Source organism: Lysobacter sp. BMK333-48F3 (genome assembly GCF_019733395.1).
Lineage (GTDB): Bacteria > Pseudomonadota > Gammaproteobacteria > Xanthomonadales > Xanthomonadaceae > Lysobacter.
Map to the genome: position 1 here is coordinate 3,981,669 of NZ_JAIHOO010000001.1, position 14,842 is coordinate 3,996,510.

17 protein-coding genes are annotated in these 14,842 nt (G+C 71.4%); all 17 read right to left on the bottom strand.

Annotated features, from left to right (window positions below; all coding sequences use genetic code 11):
- Positions 1 to 9: 9 nt before the first annotated feature.
- The gene (locus K4L06_RS17270) at positions 10 to 366 is read right to left on the bottom strand and encodes a GPW/gp25 family protein (protein ID WP_221672567.1); all 357 of its coding nucleotides are present in this window, start codon (positions 364 to 366) and stop codon (positions 10 to 12) included.
- Positions 367 to 392: 26 nt separating this feature from the next.
- Positions 393 to 752, bottom strand: a complete 360-nt coding sequence (locus K4L06_RS17275) for a hypothetical protein (RefSeq protein ID WP_221672568.1) — start codon at positions 750 to 752, stop codon at positions 393 to 395.
- Between the two features lie 11 nt (positions 753 to 763).
- Entirely contained in the window at positions 764 to 1,303 is a 540-nt protein-coding gene (locus K4L06_RS17280) for a phage baseplate assembly protein V (protein ID WP_221672569.1), read from the bottom strand.
- Entirely contained in the window at positions 1,300 to 2,427 is a 1,128-nt protein-coding gene (locus K4L06_RS17285; protein ID WP_221672570.1) for a hypothetical protein, read from the bottom strand. The genes K4L06_RS17280 and K4L06_RS17285 overlap by 4 nt, the downstream gene beginning before the upstream one ends.
- Before the next feature lie 3 nt (positions 2,428 to 2,430).
- On the bottom strand, positions 2,431 to 2,754 hold the full coding sequence (locus K4L06_RS17290; protein WP_221672571.1) for a LysM domain-containing protein: 324 nt from the start codon (positions 2,752 to 2,754) through the stop codon (positions 2,431 to 2,433).
- A 16-nt stretch (positions 2,755 to 2,770) separates the two neighbouring features.
- The gene (locus tag K4L06_RS17295; RefSeq protein ID WP_221672572.1) at positions 2,771 to 3,424 is read right to left on the bottom strand and encodes a hypothetical protein; all 654 of its coding nucleotides are present in this window, start codon (positions 3,422 to 3,424) and stop codon (positions 2,771 to 2,773) included.
- A gap of 17 nt (positions 3,425 to 3,441) precedes the next feature.
- Complete coding sequence (locus K4L06_RS17300) at positions 3,442 to 4,131, bottom strand: hypothetical protein (protein WP_221672573.1); 690 nt, start codon at positions 4,129 to 4,131, stop codon at positions 3,442 to 3,444.
- Between the two features lie 8 nt (positions 4,132 to 4,139).
- Positions 4,140 to 4,943 (bottom strand): hypothetical protein, encoded by an 804-nt coding sequence (locus K4L06_RS17305; RefSeq protein WP_221672574.1) that lies wholly within the window; start codon positions 4,941 to 4,943, stop codon positions 4,140 to 4,142.
- Positions 4,930 to 5,655, bottom strand: coding sequence for a hypothetical protein (locus K4L06_RS17310; protein ID WP_221672575.1), 726 nt, complete (start codon positions 5,653 to 5,655; stop codon positions 4,930 to 4,932). Before K4L06_RS17310 ends, K4L06_RS17305 begins: the two co-directional genes overlap by 14 nt.
- 79 nt (positions 5,656 to 5,734) lie before the next feature.
- The gene (locus K4L06_RS17315) at positions 5,735 to 6,451 is read right to left on the bottom strand and encodes a hypothetical protein (RefSeq protein ID WP_221672576.1); all 717 of its coding nucleotides are present in this window, start codon (positions 6,449 to 6,451) and stop codon (positions 5,735 to 5,737) included.
- Positions 6,448 to 8,655, bottom strand: a complete 2,208-nt coding sequence (locus K4L06_RS17320; protein WP_221672577.1) for a DUF4157 domain-containing protein — start codon at positions 8,653 to 8,655, stop codon at positions 6,448 to 6,450. Before K4L06_RS17320 ends, K4L06_RS17315 begins: the two co-directional genes overlap by 4 nt.
- Positions 8,656 to 8,966: 311 nt before the next feature.
- Positions 8,967 to 9,212: a hypothetical protein gene (locus K4L06_RS17325; protein ID WP_221672578.1), complete on the bottom strand. Its 246-nt coding sequence runs from the start codon at positions 9,210 to 9,212 to the stop codon at positions 8,967 to 8,969.
- Complete coding sequence (locus K4L06_RS17330) at positions 9,209 to 11,305, bottom strand: ATP-binding protein (protein WP_221672579.1); 2,097 nt, start codon at positions 11,303 to 11,305, stop codon at positions 9,209 to 9,211. Before K4L06_RS17330 ends, K4L06_RS17325 begins: the two co-directional genes overlap by 4 nt.
- Positions 11,302 to 12,585 (bottom strand): DUF4255 domain-containing protein, encoded by a 1,284-nt coding sequence (locus tag K4L06_RS17335; RefSeq protein WP_221672580.1) that lies wholly within the window; start codon positions 12,583 to 12,585, stop codon positions 11,302 to 11,304. The genes K4L06_RS17330 and K4L06_RS17335 overlap by 4 nt, the downstream gene beginning before the upstream one ends.
- Positions 12,582 to 13,535 carry a hypothetical protein gene (locus K4L06_RS17340; protein WP_221672581.1) on the bottom strand — a complete coding sequence of 318 codons (954 nt, stop codon included), beginning with the start codon at positions 13,533 to 13,535 and terminating at the stop codon, positions 12,582 to 12,584. Before K4L06_RS17340 ends, K4L06_RS17335 begins: the two co-directional genes overlap by 4 nt.
- Positions 13,532 to 14,311: a hypothetical protein gene (locus K4L06_RS17345; RefSeq protein WP_221672582.1), complete on the bottom strand. Its 780-nt coding sequence runs from the start codon at positions 14,309 to 14,311 to the stop codon at positions 13,532 to 13,534. Before K4L06_RS17345 ends, K4L06_RS17340 begins: the two co-directional genes overlap by 4 nt.
- Positions 14,308 to 14,832, bottom strand: coding sequence for a phage tail protein (locus tag K4L06_RS17350; RefSeq protein ID WP_221672583.1), 525 nt, complete (start codon positions 14,830 to 14,832; stop codon positions 14,308 to 14,310). Before K4L06_RS17350 ends, K4L06_RS17345 begins: the two co-directional genes overlap by 4 nt.
- Between the last annotated feature and the right edge of the window lie 10 nt (positions 14,833 to 14,842).

Below are 14,842 nucleotides of genomic sequence, written 5' to 3' on the forward strand. Positions count from 1 at the left end.
CTCCTGGCTTCAGGTCGCGCGGACGAAGCGCGCGGTTTGTTCTTCGCGGGTGAGCAGCAGCACGTAGCTGAGCTCGACGATCAGCGCCGCGTCCTGCGCCGTCACCCGCAGCGCGCGCACCTCGATCAGGTCCTGCATCCAGCGCTGCAGCGCGGCCTGCAGGGTGAACTGCACGGTCGCCGCCAATTCCGGGCTATTGCCGGCGAACACCAACTGCATCAGGCCGCTGCCGAAATCGGGCCGGTTGACCCGCTCGCCGGGATGGGTGAACACCAATTGCTCGATCAGGTCGCGCACATGGCCGGCGTGATCGGTCTGCGCGCTGCGGCCGCGGCCGTCGACATGGAAAGGGAAGTCCAGGTGCATGGCGGTTCTCCGGCTCGTTGCGGCGCTCACATGGCGACGACGCGCGACTGCATCGCGCCGACGATCGGCGCGCCCTGCGGCACTTGTTCGGCGCTCTGGCAGATGCCGGGCGCCGGACCCGGCGCCGGCACCAGCATCGCCGGCAGCCCCATGACCGTGACCCGCGCGCTCGGCATCGCCCAACGCACGGTCACGCAGGGCTGCGGCTTGCCGCCGGGCAGGGTGAACAGGCAACCGGCTATCGCTATCGTCGGCGCGCCGGGCGGGATCGTCGCCACCGGCTGGCCCATCACCAGCACCCGGCTCTGCACCGGCGCGATCGTGGCCTGCCCGGTCACGTGCTGGCAGGTCATGGCGGCGGTGGCGTGCAGCAGCAATCCAGGCATGGCCCAGTTCCTCAGGTGATCGCCATGGCGATCTTGTTGAAGGTGATGGTCGGCCCGACCAGATAGATCGACGCGCCCTTGCCGTTGTCGATGTAGATGCCGCTGTCGTTGACCACCAGCATCGCCCCGGTGGTGCTCTTGAGCACGATGCCGCCGGTGATCGGCGTCGGCGGCATGTCGCTGATCATCAGCATGTTCTGCAACAGCGACTGGATGACGATGTTGGGATCGGCCGGGTTGCCGAGCTTGGCCATCGCCGGCGGATCGGCGCCGGTGTCGAAGCGGCAGCCCAGCCAGACCGGCTTGTTGACGTCGCCGTGCTCGAACATCACCCACACGCCGGCGCCCACCGGCGGCACCGCATACACGCCCATGCCGGGGCCGGGCGGCCCGGACAGCGGCGTGCAGGGCTCGGCCCAATTGGAGGGCACGAAGGCGGTGACGTCGGGAATCGTCAGCAGCAGCCGGCCGCGCATGTCCGGGTCGACGTTCATCGTCACCGTGCCGCGATACAAACCGGGAAACTGGCCGTTGCGCTGGGCCTGGCTCATGTCGGCACCTTCGGGGTCAGGGAGATCAGCCCGTCGCGGCTGAGCTGGAAGCTCTGCTTGAATTCGCCGCGCTTGAGCTTGTGGGTGACGCTGTCGACGTAGTACAGGCCGTCGTAGGCCAGGCCGGCGCCGCGCACCCCGACCAGCATCCGCGAGCGCAACACGTGGCCGTAGCGCAGCACGTCGAGCGAGCCCTGCACGGTGATCGCGTTGGCCGAGCCCTTGAGCATGCGGCCGAGCACCTGCTTGATCGTGAACGGCACCGAGTTGCCGCCGTTGTCGCGCGACAGCACCATCTTCAGCGGCGGCGAGGGCCGCGCGCCGAGCGGCGGCTGGAAGATGCTGACCGCCGGGATCGGGATCGGCGTGGGGATCCGTCCGGTGATCGGGTCGTTGATCGTCACCAGCATGGTTTCCTTGGCCAGCCCGTCGAGCGAGAAACTCAGCGACTCGACATTGGTGTGCGCGTCCATGTTCACGCTCAATGCCGGCTGCGGCACCGGAATGCGGATGTCCGGGCCGAGGTAGGCGATGCTCTGCCCGGGCAGCGGACCGGGTTCGACGTAGAACACGAATCCGTTGGCCTCGGCGATGCGGCGCAGGTGAGACAGGTCGGTGCCGTTCTGCGACTCGATCGAGTCGGTCATGATCGGCTGTTCGGGAATGAAGCCGGGAATCACCACCGGCACCACGCCCAGCGCGGCGTAGCGCGCCAGCACCGTGTACGCCTGCACGGTGTCGGACATGTTGGGGTAGGGCAGGACCAGTTCGATCAGGTCCATGGCCGCGCTGAGGTCGTCGCCGGTGATGGTCAGGGTCGACTGGCCGGGATCGCTGCTCGGCGCCAGCTCCTGGCGGGTGACCAGTCCGTCCATCAGCACGTGCGGCATCCCGCCCAGGCTGACCATCACCACCACCCGGGTGGTCAGCGGGTCGAAATAGCCGGCCGGCAGAAGGGTGGTCAGCAGCGGCGAATCCTTGGACACCGCGAAGCTCAGCTGGAAGCCGCTGCGGTCGCGGCCGCTGGTGATCTCCACGCTCTGCAGCGCATCCACGACGATGCGCGGCGCCGGCGCGGGCAGCGCCGGTCCGATCATCAGCGTCAGATGGATGCCTTGGACCATGGCTCACTCCCGAGCCGGCGGCGGCACGCCGTCGGGCAGGGTCACCCGCACCGTCTCGCCGGTGCGGTCGGTCAGCTCGTCGGGATGCATCGATCCGTTGGCGTCGCACAGGCGCCAGAACGCCTCGGGGTCGCCGAGTTCGTGGGCGGCGATGTGGTCCGGGCGCTCGCCCTCGACCACTGTGTGCAGGCGCAGGGTGACGAAGCCGTCGATCGGGGGCAGGAAGCGCCGCTGCAGATAGGGTTGCACGGTGCCGTCCTCGGCGGTGCGCATCGACAGCGCGATCGCGTAGTAGCGGCTGCTCGGCGGGAAGTCGTAATTGGCCATGACGGGGTCCTTGCGATCAAAGCGGGCCGAACAGCCCGAGCAGGCGGAGGTCGGCGGACGCGGCCAAGGCCGACAACCGCTCCTTGTGCTGCAGATAGCTCATGAACAGCCCGCCGCCCTTGCTCTCGAAGCCGATGTCGTCGACGCTCAGCACGCGCAGACCCAGGCTGAGCTTGGCCCGGATCGGGTTGAGCTGGATGTCGAAGGATTCCTCGGTGATGCTCAGCTCGGCGATGCGCACCGGCACGATCCGGTTCGGTCCGAACACGAACACCGACAACGGCGCCAGCGCCGGGGCGATCTCCAGCGAACCCGAGGCGGCGGCCGCGTTGGCGGCGAACAGCTCGGCGCTGCGCGGATAGGCCAGCGCCTCCAGGGCCGCCAGTTGCGGATGCAGCCCGGTCGCGGCGGGCGCGGGATGTCCGGTCTCCAGCGCGTCGGTGGCGTCGATCTCGGCCTCGAGCTTGATGGTTTCCGCCGGAGGGCCTTTCAGCCGCAGCGCCTCGCTGCGGTCGCCGGACTCGGCGCCGATGCCCTTGATCTGCAGGCTGCGGGTCATCGTGTCCGGGTTGTACTGCAGTCCGATGATGCGCAGCACGTTGCCGCTGACCGGGTCCAGCAGGACCAGGCCGCCGCGCAACAGTTTGGGAGATCGTGGGTATCCGCTCATGCTGGCTGTCTCCGGCTCTAGAAGCGGATCGATGGGAACGAAAAGACGAACCGCTTCTCGTCGGGATAGAAGAGCTTGCGCATGGCCGCGTCGCGATCCATGAAGTTGGGGGAATCGCGCGAGGTCATGTGTTCGGCCTGCATGCCCAGGCCGAGGTTGATGATCGAGTTGCGGTCGAGCTTGAACGGGCCCAGGCGCATGTCGCGGTCGAAGCCGAGCGTGCGGTACATCTGGTCGATGCGGCGGTACTCGGCGACGAACGAGTCGCCGTCGCCGGCGCCGAACGGGACGCCGCGCAGGTTGTAGTGCTGGCGGATGCTGCGCCAGTCGATCAGCGCGTTGGGATCCGGGCCCGGCGCCGGGCGCAGGAAATCCGCCGGCAGACGTAAAGGCGGCAACGGCACCGGCCCCTCCGGCAGCGCGTCTTTCGCGGCGGGCGCCGGCGCGACCGCCGGCAGCCGCGGCAACTGCAACGGCGGCACCAGCGACAGCGAAGGGGCGAAGCGGCGTCCGCCGAACAACGTCGGCGGCGCCAACGGCGGCAAGCGCCCATCGATCGGATCGGACTGGATCTGGCTGCGCGGCAACGGAATGTAGGGCTGCGGCGGCTCGACCGGCGTTTCCTGGGTATCGCGCAGCGGCGGCGCGAACGGATTCGCCGCCGGGGCGGCTCGGAGCGGGCTGCGGTCGAGGCCTTGGCGTTCCATCGGCGCACTCAGAAGCTTCTGTTGAAAAAAGGAATCGGCGGGATCGCGAACTCGCCGGGGTTCTGCCATTTCCATTCCTGCTGCATGCGGTCCATGAAGTTGGGGTTCTCGCGTGCGTTGAGCTGGCCGGCCTGCAGGCCCAGGCCGAGGTTGAGCAGGTCCAGGTTGAGCGGGCCCAGGTGCAGGCGCTGGGGGATGCCGAGGGTCCGCATCAAGGCCGCCGAGCGTTGCGCTTCCGCGGCGAAGGAGTCGCTGTCGCGCAAACTCGGATAGCGGCCGCGGGCGCTGTAGGCGCGACCGATGCCGAGCCAGTCGACGCGCGAATACGGGTCGTCGGGCGTGTAGCGCCAGCCGCTCCATTCGCGTCCGACCTGCGGCGGCATCGGTCCCGGCGGCGCTTGCGCCGGCAGTTGCGAAGGCAGCAAGGATGGCGGCGGCACGGTCGGGAACAGCGGTACGGCAGGCGGGGCCGTCATGCTCGGCATCGGCGGCAGACGCAGCGGCGGCAACAGGGTCAGGTGCGGGCCCGGACGCGGGGTCAGCAGCGACGGCGGCTGCAGAGTCACTGGCGGAATGTCGGGCAGGGTCAGGCTGTCGTTCGGATCGGCGCGGCCGGCCAGCGGCGATGCCGTCGTGGCGGCGGCGACCGGGGAGGCGCTCACGCCGGCGAAATCGGTCTGGGCGAACGATGGTCTTGCGCGCGGCAGCGGTTGCGGCGTGTGATGGACGTGGTCGCCGTGCGCGCTCGCGGCGCGCGCCATCGCGACCGAGTTCTTGACCCGCAGCTCGCGCTGGCCGTTATGGCGTTCCATCGCGCCCTCCGCTGGGGTCGCCGTGCTGCAGCGGGCCATCTGGGCGAGACGGCCCACCGCGCGGGCGTAGATCGCCGAATCGACCGATCGGGAATTTCAGTTCCGGCCGCAGGATGTCGATGTCGAATTGACCTGAATCGTTCGGATCCTCCTGCAGTTTATGTCCGCCCACCTCTACCTCCCTGAAACCTGGATCTTCGAACGTGCCAAACGGATCGGTCGGAAGATCGCGTTCCAGGGTCATGTGTTGGAGAGCCTTGCCTATGCCGGGAACGAGCTTGGCCCGCCCCTCGAACAAGTCTTTGATCCACTGCATGCGAGGATCCGGCATCCGACTGGCGCGGTGCCTGTCGCTCCACCGCAACTGCGAGAACGTGGAGAAAGCTGCGGGAAGGTTTTGCAGCAGCGACAACTTGGGTCCCGGATTGCCATGCAGACCGCGCACCCGCGGCCGATGCAGATCCGGAAGCTGCAACGACGGTTTCTGCCGCGGCATGCGCCGGCCCAAGTCGCTGGACAAGGCGAGCTGATACGGCTTGGGCGGTGCGGGCAGGTGGACTCCGGAATCGATCCGGGAAAAATCCCGCGATCCGAATTCGGCGATGGGCGGCAAAGGTTCCGGCGCCTGTTCGACGCCAGGACGCAAGGCATACGGGCTGGCCGTCGCCGCGGACGGCGGGCGCAGCAGAGCCTCGGCGCAGGCGCGTTCCATCAGGCGGCCTCCACGATGGCGGCGTCGTTGTGGACCGATCGGGCCACGCAGCGCAGCGCCGGGCACGAGCGGCGCGCGCTCACGACACCGACTCCAGGGCGTCCAGCGCGAGCCGGGCGCGTTCGGCGACCGAGAACTGGCGATGCCGGGTCAGCGCGCGCAATTGCTCGCGCGCGGCCGCGCGCATGCCGAGCAAGCGCAGCAGCGCCGTTTCGCGCTCTTCGATCGGCCCGTCGCTCACCGTTGCGGCCAGACCGGCCGCGATCCCGGCGAGTGCCTCGTCGTCGCGCTCCAGCGCGAACGACAGGCTCAACTCCACGCTCGTCGCATTCGTCGGATCCAATGCGGCCGCTTCGCTCGGGCCCAGTTCGAGCGACTTGCGGCAGCTCAGGCGCAGGGTCCGGCGCTCGCCCGGAGGGATCAGGCGCAGGCCCTCCTCCAGGGCCACGAACTGGTTCAGCAGCAAGGGCTGGCGCCAAGGCGTCTCGGCACCGATCTCGACCAGGCCGAGCGGGCCGCCGCTGTCGGGCACGCCGTGCAAGGGATCTGGCAGCGGCGCGTCGGCTTCGTCGAGCTTCGCGACGAAGACGAACCCGGCCGGGCGCTGCCGGCCGCGGTCGCCGGCCACGGCCAGGTACAGGCGCTGCGCGCCTTCGAGCTCGATCGAGAACGTCAGGCCGATCGGCGCTCCCGCCAGCAGCGGCGTCGATCCGTCCAGCCGCAGGCCGGCCCGAACGCGCCGCCCGTGCGCGTCGAAGGTCTGCCAGGTCTCGCGCTGTTCGTCGTGTGCGCTCATCGGAAGCGGATCCTGGTGGTGGCGGTGCGCGCGGCCAGCACCGAATCGCGCGCGGTGACCGTGACGACGCCGGTGAATGCCGCCGGCCGGGTCACCGTCGCCGCGACCGCCACGCCGGGCGGATTGGCGTTGAGCGCGACCGTCACGCCGGCTGCGGCGGCGGCCGGATCGACGGTGAACACGATGTTGCGTCCGCCCGGTTCGGCATTGAGAGTGACCACCGAGCTGAGCGTTCCGACCGGTACCGGGCTCGGTGCGGCGCGCATGTTGCGCAGGCGCACCGCGGCGACCCGCACTCGGCCGTCGGCGCGACGGTTGGGGAAAATGGTGTCGGCGGCGCGCAGGCGGAAGCGGCCCGCCTGGACGCCGGCGCGCAAGGTCGCCGCGGCCGGCAGCGCCGCCGGATTGCCGGCGGTGATGACGACGTCGCCGGAAAGGACGTTCCAGCGCGCGCTGCGTGCAGCGACGCTGGAGGCGACGGTCAGGCGCGCGGTGGCGGCGCCGTCCGCGGCCAGCGCGGTGGCGCCGGCGGCGTTGGGCGTCGCGGTCACCGCACTGAACACGATCAGCGGATTGCCGGCATAGGGATCGTTGCGCGGTGGCGCGGCCACGCCGCCGAAACGGTGGTCGGTGCGGAACTGGAAACCCGCCGCCTGCGAGCCGCGCAGCGAGCGCTCGTGCACGCCGTCGGCGAAGGTGCGGCTGACCACCGCGCCGGCGCCGCGCCAGGACGAGTACTGGAAGCGCTGGCGGAAATTCCAGAAGCGCGGCAGCTGCGGCACGCCGGGGCCGACGAAGCGGTTGACGTCGATCGCCGGGCGGCCGTCGCCGACATTGGGCAGAGCGGTCGGCGTGACCAGCTGATCGACCCAGGCATTGGCCGGTACCGCCAGGGCGAGGACGAAGGCGGGGTTGAAGCCGATCGGCGGATTGACCGGGCCGAGATTGAAATCGTTGCGATTGAGGGTGATCAGCTCGCCGACGATGCGGGTCAGCGGCGGGTGCGCCGCGTCGGAAGACTGGAAGGTGATCCGGTTGCGCACGCCGTAGGGGCCCGCGCCGCCGGCGAAAGCCAGCGCGCTGACCCGGGTCGGTACTGCGTTGACGGTGAGCTCCGACATCAGCCCGGACGCTCCGGCCACCGGTGCCGCCACCGGCTGGGTTTCGTTGAGCCGCGCTCCGGTGGCGGTGTCGGTGATGCGCACGCGGATATCGCCGGTCTGCGCGCCGGGAGTGATGACGTTGCCGGCCACGCGCGCGCCGAGCGCGCGGCGCAGGGTGACGCGCACCGGCCGCGCGCCCGGCGCGGTGACCGCGTTGACGGTCGCGCTGTTGCCGTTGATGCCGTCGCGGTTCGGTTCGGCGGTGCCAGCCGGGGCGGCGCCGGGAATCAGCGACGGCACCGCCGCCAGCGCCGGATTGGCGGCGTAGGTGGCGGAGGTGACCTGCACCAGCCGGACCGCGGCCGAGTCGGCGTTGTCGGCGGGCGTGCCCGACACCGCCGCGCGGATGGTCAGCGCTGCGCCGCCGACCACCGTGCCCGGCGCGGGCTGAACCGCGCGGATCCGCACCCGGCGACCGCCGCCGATCACCGAAACGCCGGCCGGCGCCACGCCGCCGGGGTTGATGCTCCAGGCCAGCGTGGTGCGGCCGGCGACGGTGGCGGTGGCGGTGATGTCGGTGCCGCCGACGCCGAGTTCGGCGGCTGAAGTCGCGACATTGGTCACCAGCGGCGCGGCCTGGGCGAGCATCGGCGCGGCGGCGACCTGTTGCGACAGGCCTGAACGCGCCGGCGCCGCACCGGCGCCGAGGTCTTGCTGGACGACGTGGGTCAATTCGTGCGCTAGCAGATGGCGGTGTTCGCCGGCCTCCGGGTCGGCGACCTTGTCGCCGAACACCAGGTTGCGGGCGAAGGCGAAGGCGCGCGCGCCGAGACGGCGCGCGGCGGCATGCGCGGCGCCGTCGCTGTGTACGCGCACGCCGGAAAACTCCCAGCCGAAGGCGCGTTCGAACGCGGCGCGCAGCGAGGCCGTCAGCGGTCGCCCGGTACCGAGTTCGGCGATCGGAGCGGCCTCGGCGAGCGGTTCGGCGCCGGCCGGGGCGGATGCGGCCGGCAGGGACAGCCGTTGCAGCGCCGCGTCGGCGATGCGGTCGGCTTCGCCTTCGTGTCCGGGCGCGGCGTCGATGCGTTGCGGCAGCACCATCGCGGCGAGCGGCGCCGAGGCGCGGCGGCGTGCGGGCGGGCGCGTTGCGACGGGCAGACGCGCCGGTGCGGGCCGCGCCGGCACCGCGGCCAAGGTCGATGCCCGCGCCAGGGGCGACGCCGGGCCCGCGTCCGCGCCCGAGGCTGCGCCGATGGCGGCAGGCGCAGAGGTGGCGGCATTCGCGGACGACTGTGCGCAGTGCGCGCAAGTGGCGCCGGCGATGGTGTGGTTGCCGCATTCGCAGCGGCGCGCGAGCATGCCGGTCGGGGCCGGTGCCGGTGCGAGCGCGCTGGCGGCCGAGGGCGTCTTGCTCATCGACGGATCTCGCGGCTCAAGGTCGCGACGACCGAGCCGGCCACCGCACGGGCCAGTCCGGCGGCGCCGCCGGTCGTGGCCGCCGCCGGCGCGGTTCGCGCCGGAGCGGCCGTGCGGCCGGCGGTGGGGCCGAGCAATCGGGTCAGTTCGCCGGACAGCGCTTCGGCGAACTGGCGCCGTTGCGCCTCGCCGCCGGGCAGGCCGTGCACGATCACCCGTTCGATGTGCAAGTGCAGGCTCATCCGGCCCTCCGCGTGCCCACCGGGGCGAATTCGCTTTCGTTGACCGGCTTGCCGAGCTTGCGCAGTTCGGTGCGCAGGCAGGTCAGCAGCAGCGGCATCGACACTGCCGTTCCGGTCTGGGCCGCGGCGAACGCGGCGTTGAGGGCGATGCTGTGGATGTTGCCGCCGGACAGGCCGAAGCGCGCCAGCCGCTCGTAGTCCAGGGCCTCGCGCGGCACCCCCGGAGCCAGCGCGTTGCGCCAGATGCGCGCGCGCTCGGCCGGGCCGGGGAACTGGAAGTTCACCACGAAGCGCAGCCGGCGCAGGAACGCGCCGTCGAGCGCGGACTTCATGTTGGTGGCGAGGATGGCCAGGCCGGAGAAGGCCTCCATCCGCTGCAGCAGGTAGTTGATCTCGATATTGGCGTAGCGGTCGTGGCTGTCCTTGACCTCGCTGCGCTTGCCGAACAAGGCGTCGGCCTCGTCGAAGAACAGGATCGCGCCGCCTTGCTCGGCGGCGTCGAACACCCGGCGCAGGTTCTTCTCGGTCTCGCCGATGTACTTGCTGACCACCGACGACAGGTCGATCCGGTACAGATGCAGGCGCAGCTCGCGGGCGATGACTTCGGCGGCCAGGGTCTTGCCGGTGCCGCTTTCGCCGGCGAACAGGGCGCTGAGGCCGAGGCCGCGGTTCATCCGCTCGGCGTAGCCCCATTGCTGGTACACGCGGTGGCGCTCGTGCACTTGCCCGACGATCTGGCGCAGCAGGCCGAGCGCTTCGTCGCCCAGGACCAGGTCGTCCCAACTCGATTTGGGTTCCAGGCGCTGGGCCAGCGTGTCCAACCGCGCCAGCGACAGGTCGCGGCAGACCTCCCAGGCGTCGCCGCCGCGCAAGCGCAGGCCGGCGGCGACGTCGTGGATCTGCTGCAGGTTGAGGCGGAAGTGGCCCGACAGCGCTTCGGCGCGGCGTTCGCGCTCGGCCAGTCCGTCCGGCAGCGCCTGGCTCCAGGCCGCATGCTGCTCCGCGGCGCTCGGCATCGGCGCTTCCAGCGTCCATTGGGGAACCTGCAACTGCAGGGGCGAGGCCGGCAGGCCGACGAAGGCCAGGCCCAGCGGCTGGGCGAGCAGGGTGCGCAGCGCTGCGGCGGCTTCGCCGGCATCGATGTCGACGTCGTCGGCCTCCAGGTACAGGGCCACCGGCAACAGCAGGCTTTCGCGATACCACAGCCGCGCCAGGGTCTCCAACTCGCTGCGCGCGCTCGGCAAGGATTGCGCCGGCAAGACATACAGGCGGCAGCCGATCTGTGCGCAAGCATGGGCGGCGATCGCCAAGCGGCTGCCGGGGTCGCCGCCGAGCAATTGCAGCAAGGGCAGCGGGCCGGGATCGGTACGTTCGTCGCGCCGTTCGGCGCCATGGGCTTGCAAGGCCGACACGATGCGCTCGGCCTGGGCCTGCTGCGACGGCGCGATCGGCGGCGGCGCCGGGCAGTCGCGCACCAGCCCGTCCAGGCGCGCGTCGAGCAGGTTCAAACCTTTGGCATAACCGACCACGCGCTCGTCGGCGCGCAGTGCGGCCGCGGTCAACGGGGTCGCGCCGGGCTGGTTGATCTCGATCAGGCGCAGATAGCGCAGCGGCCGTTGCGCCGCCAGCGCGTCCCACGAGGGTTGCTCGAACAGGCGCAAGGCCAGGGCGAAGCTCGGATGCGGCGTACCTTGCACCGCGGCGATCAGCCCCGGCAGCGCCGGGTCCAATTCCATCGCCACGCACAGCAGCAGTACGTCGGTTTCGAACGGCGCCAGACCGAGGCGTTCGCCCAGCAACGGCAAGGCCGGTGCGGGATCGCATTGCGCGGCCCGGACCCGCGCCGCCGCGGCTTCGGCCTCCTCGGCCGCCGAGGGGATCGCCGCCGCGGCGGATTCGGAGGCCGGCGCGGGACGCGCGAACCAGCGCGCATTGGCGCGCTCGCCGGCCTGCGGCGTCGCCGCCATGCGCTGCAGGCGCAGGCGCAACCAATGCAGCGACGCCGCCAGATAGGTCTGGTTGGCCTGGTTCCAGCGCTGCGCTTCGTCGGCGGCGCGCAGCGTTTCTTCGCTGGGCTGGTCGAGACGGGTCATGACACCACCACGGTCTGTTGCGGATCGAAGACGTAGCCGTCCGCGGCGGCGACGGCGACGATGCTGTCCAGGCCGTCCACGCGCAGCCGCACCGGATAGCTGCCGGCGACCGCGTCGGCGACGGCGAATTCGAGCGTGGTCGGCTCGGCCGGATCGGCCGGCGTATCGATGCTGGCGGCGCGCACTTCCAGATCGCCGAACAGCAGGCGCACGCCGTCGTGCTGCGCGGGCAGCAGGCGCGGCCGGCAGCGCACGGTCAGCAGCAGTTCGCCGGCCGCCGCGGCCAGCGGCGCGACTTCGATCAGCGGCGCCAGCGCCAGCGCCACCGGATTGCTGTACACCGGCGGATGTCCGGGCGGCGGGTCGTTGCGCAGCCGCACCGCATACTGGCCGATGCACCAGTCCGATACCGCGCCGGCCTCGGCGACTTCAGGCAGGGCAACCAGCAAGGCGCCGGCGACGTCGCCGGCGTCGGCGGCCAGGGTCTGGCGCATCGCGCCGCGCGGGGACTCGAACACCGCCAGGCCGAAGGCCGCGCCCAGGCGTTCGCCGCGCAGACGCAGTACGTCGCCCAGGCGCGCGGCCGGCAGCAGGTCGGAGGCGGCCGGTGCGATGCCGTACAGGCGCGGCGCTCCCGCGGCCATCGCGGTGGGCCCGCGATCGTCGGCGCCGCGTTTGAGCACCGGCAAGGCGCTGCGCGCCGAGGCGTCGGACTCGATCAACACCACCGACACCTGGTAGGCCATGGACGGGCGATAGCGCGCCTGCATCGCGGTCCACAGCTTGGTCAACTCTTCGGTGCTGAGGTATTTGGGCGTGATCTTCAGCCACTCGACCTGATCGGCCAGGCTCAGCGCGGAGAACTCGCCGAACGGCGGCGTCGGCGGTCCGAGCACGACGCGAAGCTGTTCGCGGCTCAAGGCCGGGGTTTCGTGCAGGAACTGCATGCCCAGGCCGAGCAGCGCCTCGGCGGCGAGGTCCTGGGCGCCATAGGCGGTGAGCAGGTAGTGGAGGTCCAGCGCCAGCGGCGGGCGTCCGCTGCGCTGGCCGCTGCCGTCGCGCGCCGGCAATTGCTGATTGCTCCAGCCGGTGTTCGGGGTGACCTGATAGAGAAACAGATTGAGCTGGTTGGGCTCGGTCTGGCCGGTGGTGATGCGGTCCGGGGGCAGCGCGCTGACGCTGACGCTGCCGATCGCCGACAGATCCAGGCCGAGCAGGCCGTTGCCGATCAGGTCCTTGAGTCCGGCGGTGACCGCACCGATGGCCAGGGCATTGCTCATGAGCGGCCTCCGTGGCGCTGGCGCAGGTAGTCCTCGAGCGCGAGCCGGGGTTCGCGCGCGCCCGGCTTGGGCGCGGTCGCGATCGGTGCGGCGGCGACCGCGCGGACTTCCAGGCGGCCGATGCTGACTTGCACCGGCGCCGGGATCGCCGCTGCCGGCGCCATCGCGGCCGCACGGCCCGGGCTGGCCACTGTCGGCTGGGTCGGCGCCGGCGCGCGCGCGGCCGGCAGGCGCGGCGGCAGCGCGAGCGCGGCCGGAGCCGCGGTCGATTCGCGCAGGACGCCGTCGCCGTGCGCGGCGGCGCGCAAGGTCGCGAGCGATGCGGGCGCGGCGCCGGTCTGGATCGTTTGCGGCACCTGTTCGATCCGCGCGGCGCGTTCGATACGTTCGATCCGCTCGCTGCGTTCGACGCGTTCAATGCGCTCGTGCCGGATCGCCGGATCGCGGCGCTCCGGCAGCGGCGCGCCGGGGCTTTGCCAGGCTGGGGCCGGCAGGGCGGTAGTGGCCGGGCCGGCCTCGACGGCGCCGATGCCGCGCTCGAGCGCCTGGATCGCGGCGTGCTCGCCGATCGGGGGCGCGTTGCGAACCGCCGTGGCGAATGCAGGCGACGCCGGCGTCGATGCGAAGACCGGCGCCGGCCAGGACGGTGCGGCCAGTGCGGGCGTCTGACTTTCGCCTGCGATCGCCGTTGCCGCAGCGGTGGCCCGGGAGGCCGGAGCTGCGTCTTCGCGCCGCGTCGGTTCGTTGCGTGCCGGCACGGCGGCAGGCGCCTCGGTCGCGATCGTTTCGATCGACTCGCTCGCCGCGCTGGAGCCCGGGCGCGGCTCGAACAGCGACGGCCGGCGCCGGCTCAGCAACGGCGCCTCGTGCCGGGCGCGGGCGACCAGCCGGCCGAGAAAGCCGTCGGCGACGGCATCGGCGGCGCGGCGCGGGCCGACGGGGGCGCTCATGCCTGCACCAGGTCGAGATAGAAGCGGCGCCGCACCGGCGTCATGGCGAGGATGTCGCGCTCGCTCCAGGCGTAGTGGCGGGCCAGGACATGGACTTCGCTCAACAGGTCCTGGGCCCAATCGTCCAGCTCTTCCCACAGGTAGCCGGCGACGTCGAGCGCGGCTTGCCAGCGGTGCTGGCAAGCCGGGCAGGCGATTGTCAGTTGCAGGTCCGCTTGCGGGTCGAGTTCGGCCATCGCCGCGATCAGCCGTTTGCGCAGCGTCGCCGGCAGGGTGTCGACCGCGACCGGCGCGTCGCCGTCGCGGGCGCTGAGCACGCAGCGTTGCAGCAACCGGGCGACGTTTTCTTCGGCGCTGCGCCGCGGATCCAGGTCGATCACGTCGTCGCTGCACGGCGGCCGGTACTCGATCCGATAGCGGCGATGCGCCAGCCAGGCCGGCTCCGGCGGCGTCGGCAGCCGGCTTGGCAGAGGGCAGAGCTCGTCGGCGCGGAAGCCGCTCTCCAGGCGTTCGCCGCAGGCCGGGCAGGCGGCGACCGTGCGCAGTTGGCCGCCGAACAAGCCCTGCTGCAACAACAACAGGCAGGCGTCGCGATCGCCGAGCGCGAGCCGGCTCCAGTAGCTGCGGTCGTACTGCGGCCAGACCGCCGCGAGCAGGTGCAGCGCGCGCTCGGCGGCCGACGCCGCGTGGGCGCACTCCCAGGCCCGCAGCAAGGCCTCGACCAGGCCCTCGGCGGGCGTCTGCGCTACGGCCGTCGGCGCGCCGTCGCAGCTCATGCCGGCTCCGTGAAGCTCGGTTCGGCCGGTTCGACCACGTCGACGTCGCGCTCCCAGCCCTCGTTCTCGAGCTTGATCCGTTGGATCGCCACCGCGTTGGCGTTGGAATCCAGGTCGGGCAGGGCCTGGAACTCGGATACCCAGCAGCGGTAGACGCGGTAGGCGATGGCGAGTTGGCCGGCTTCGTTGTAGACCTCGATGATCAGGTCCTTGCGGAAGTCCTTGAGCGCGGTTTCCGCGCCCAGGCCGGCGCCGAAGTTCCAGACCTTGTTGGCCCACTGCTCGAACTCTTTGTCGTGGGTCACGCCGCGCTCGAGGGTGATGGCGTCGAACTCGGTGCGGCCAGGCGATTTGCGGCTGCTGCTGGGGTCGCCGCCTTCGCGGTGCTTGACCACTTCGGTGGTGCGCTTGAGCGCACTGACCTTGCTGATGCCGGCGACGTATTTGTTGTCCCACTTGACCCGGAACTTGAAGTTCTTGTACGGGTCGAAGCGCTGCGCATTGACGGTGAACTGGGCCATGGGATGCTCC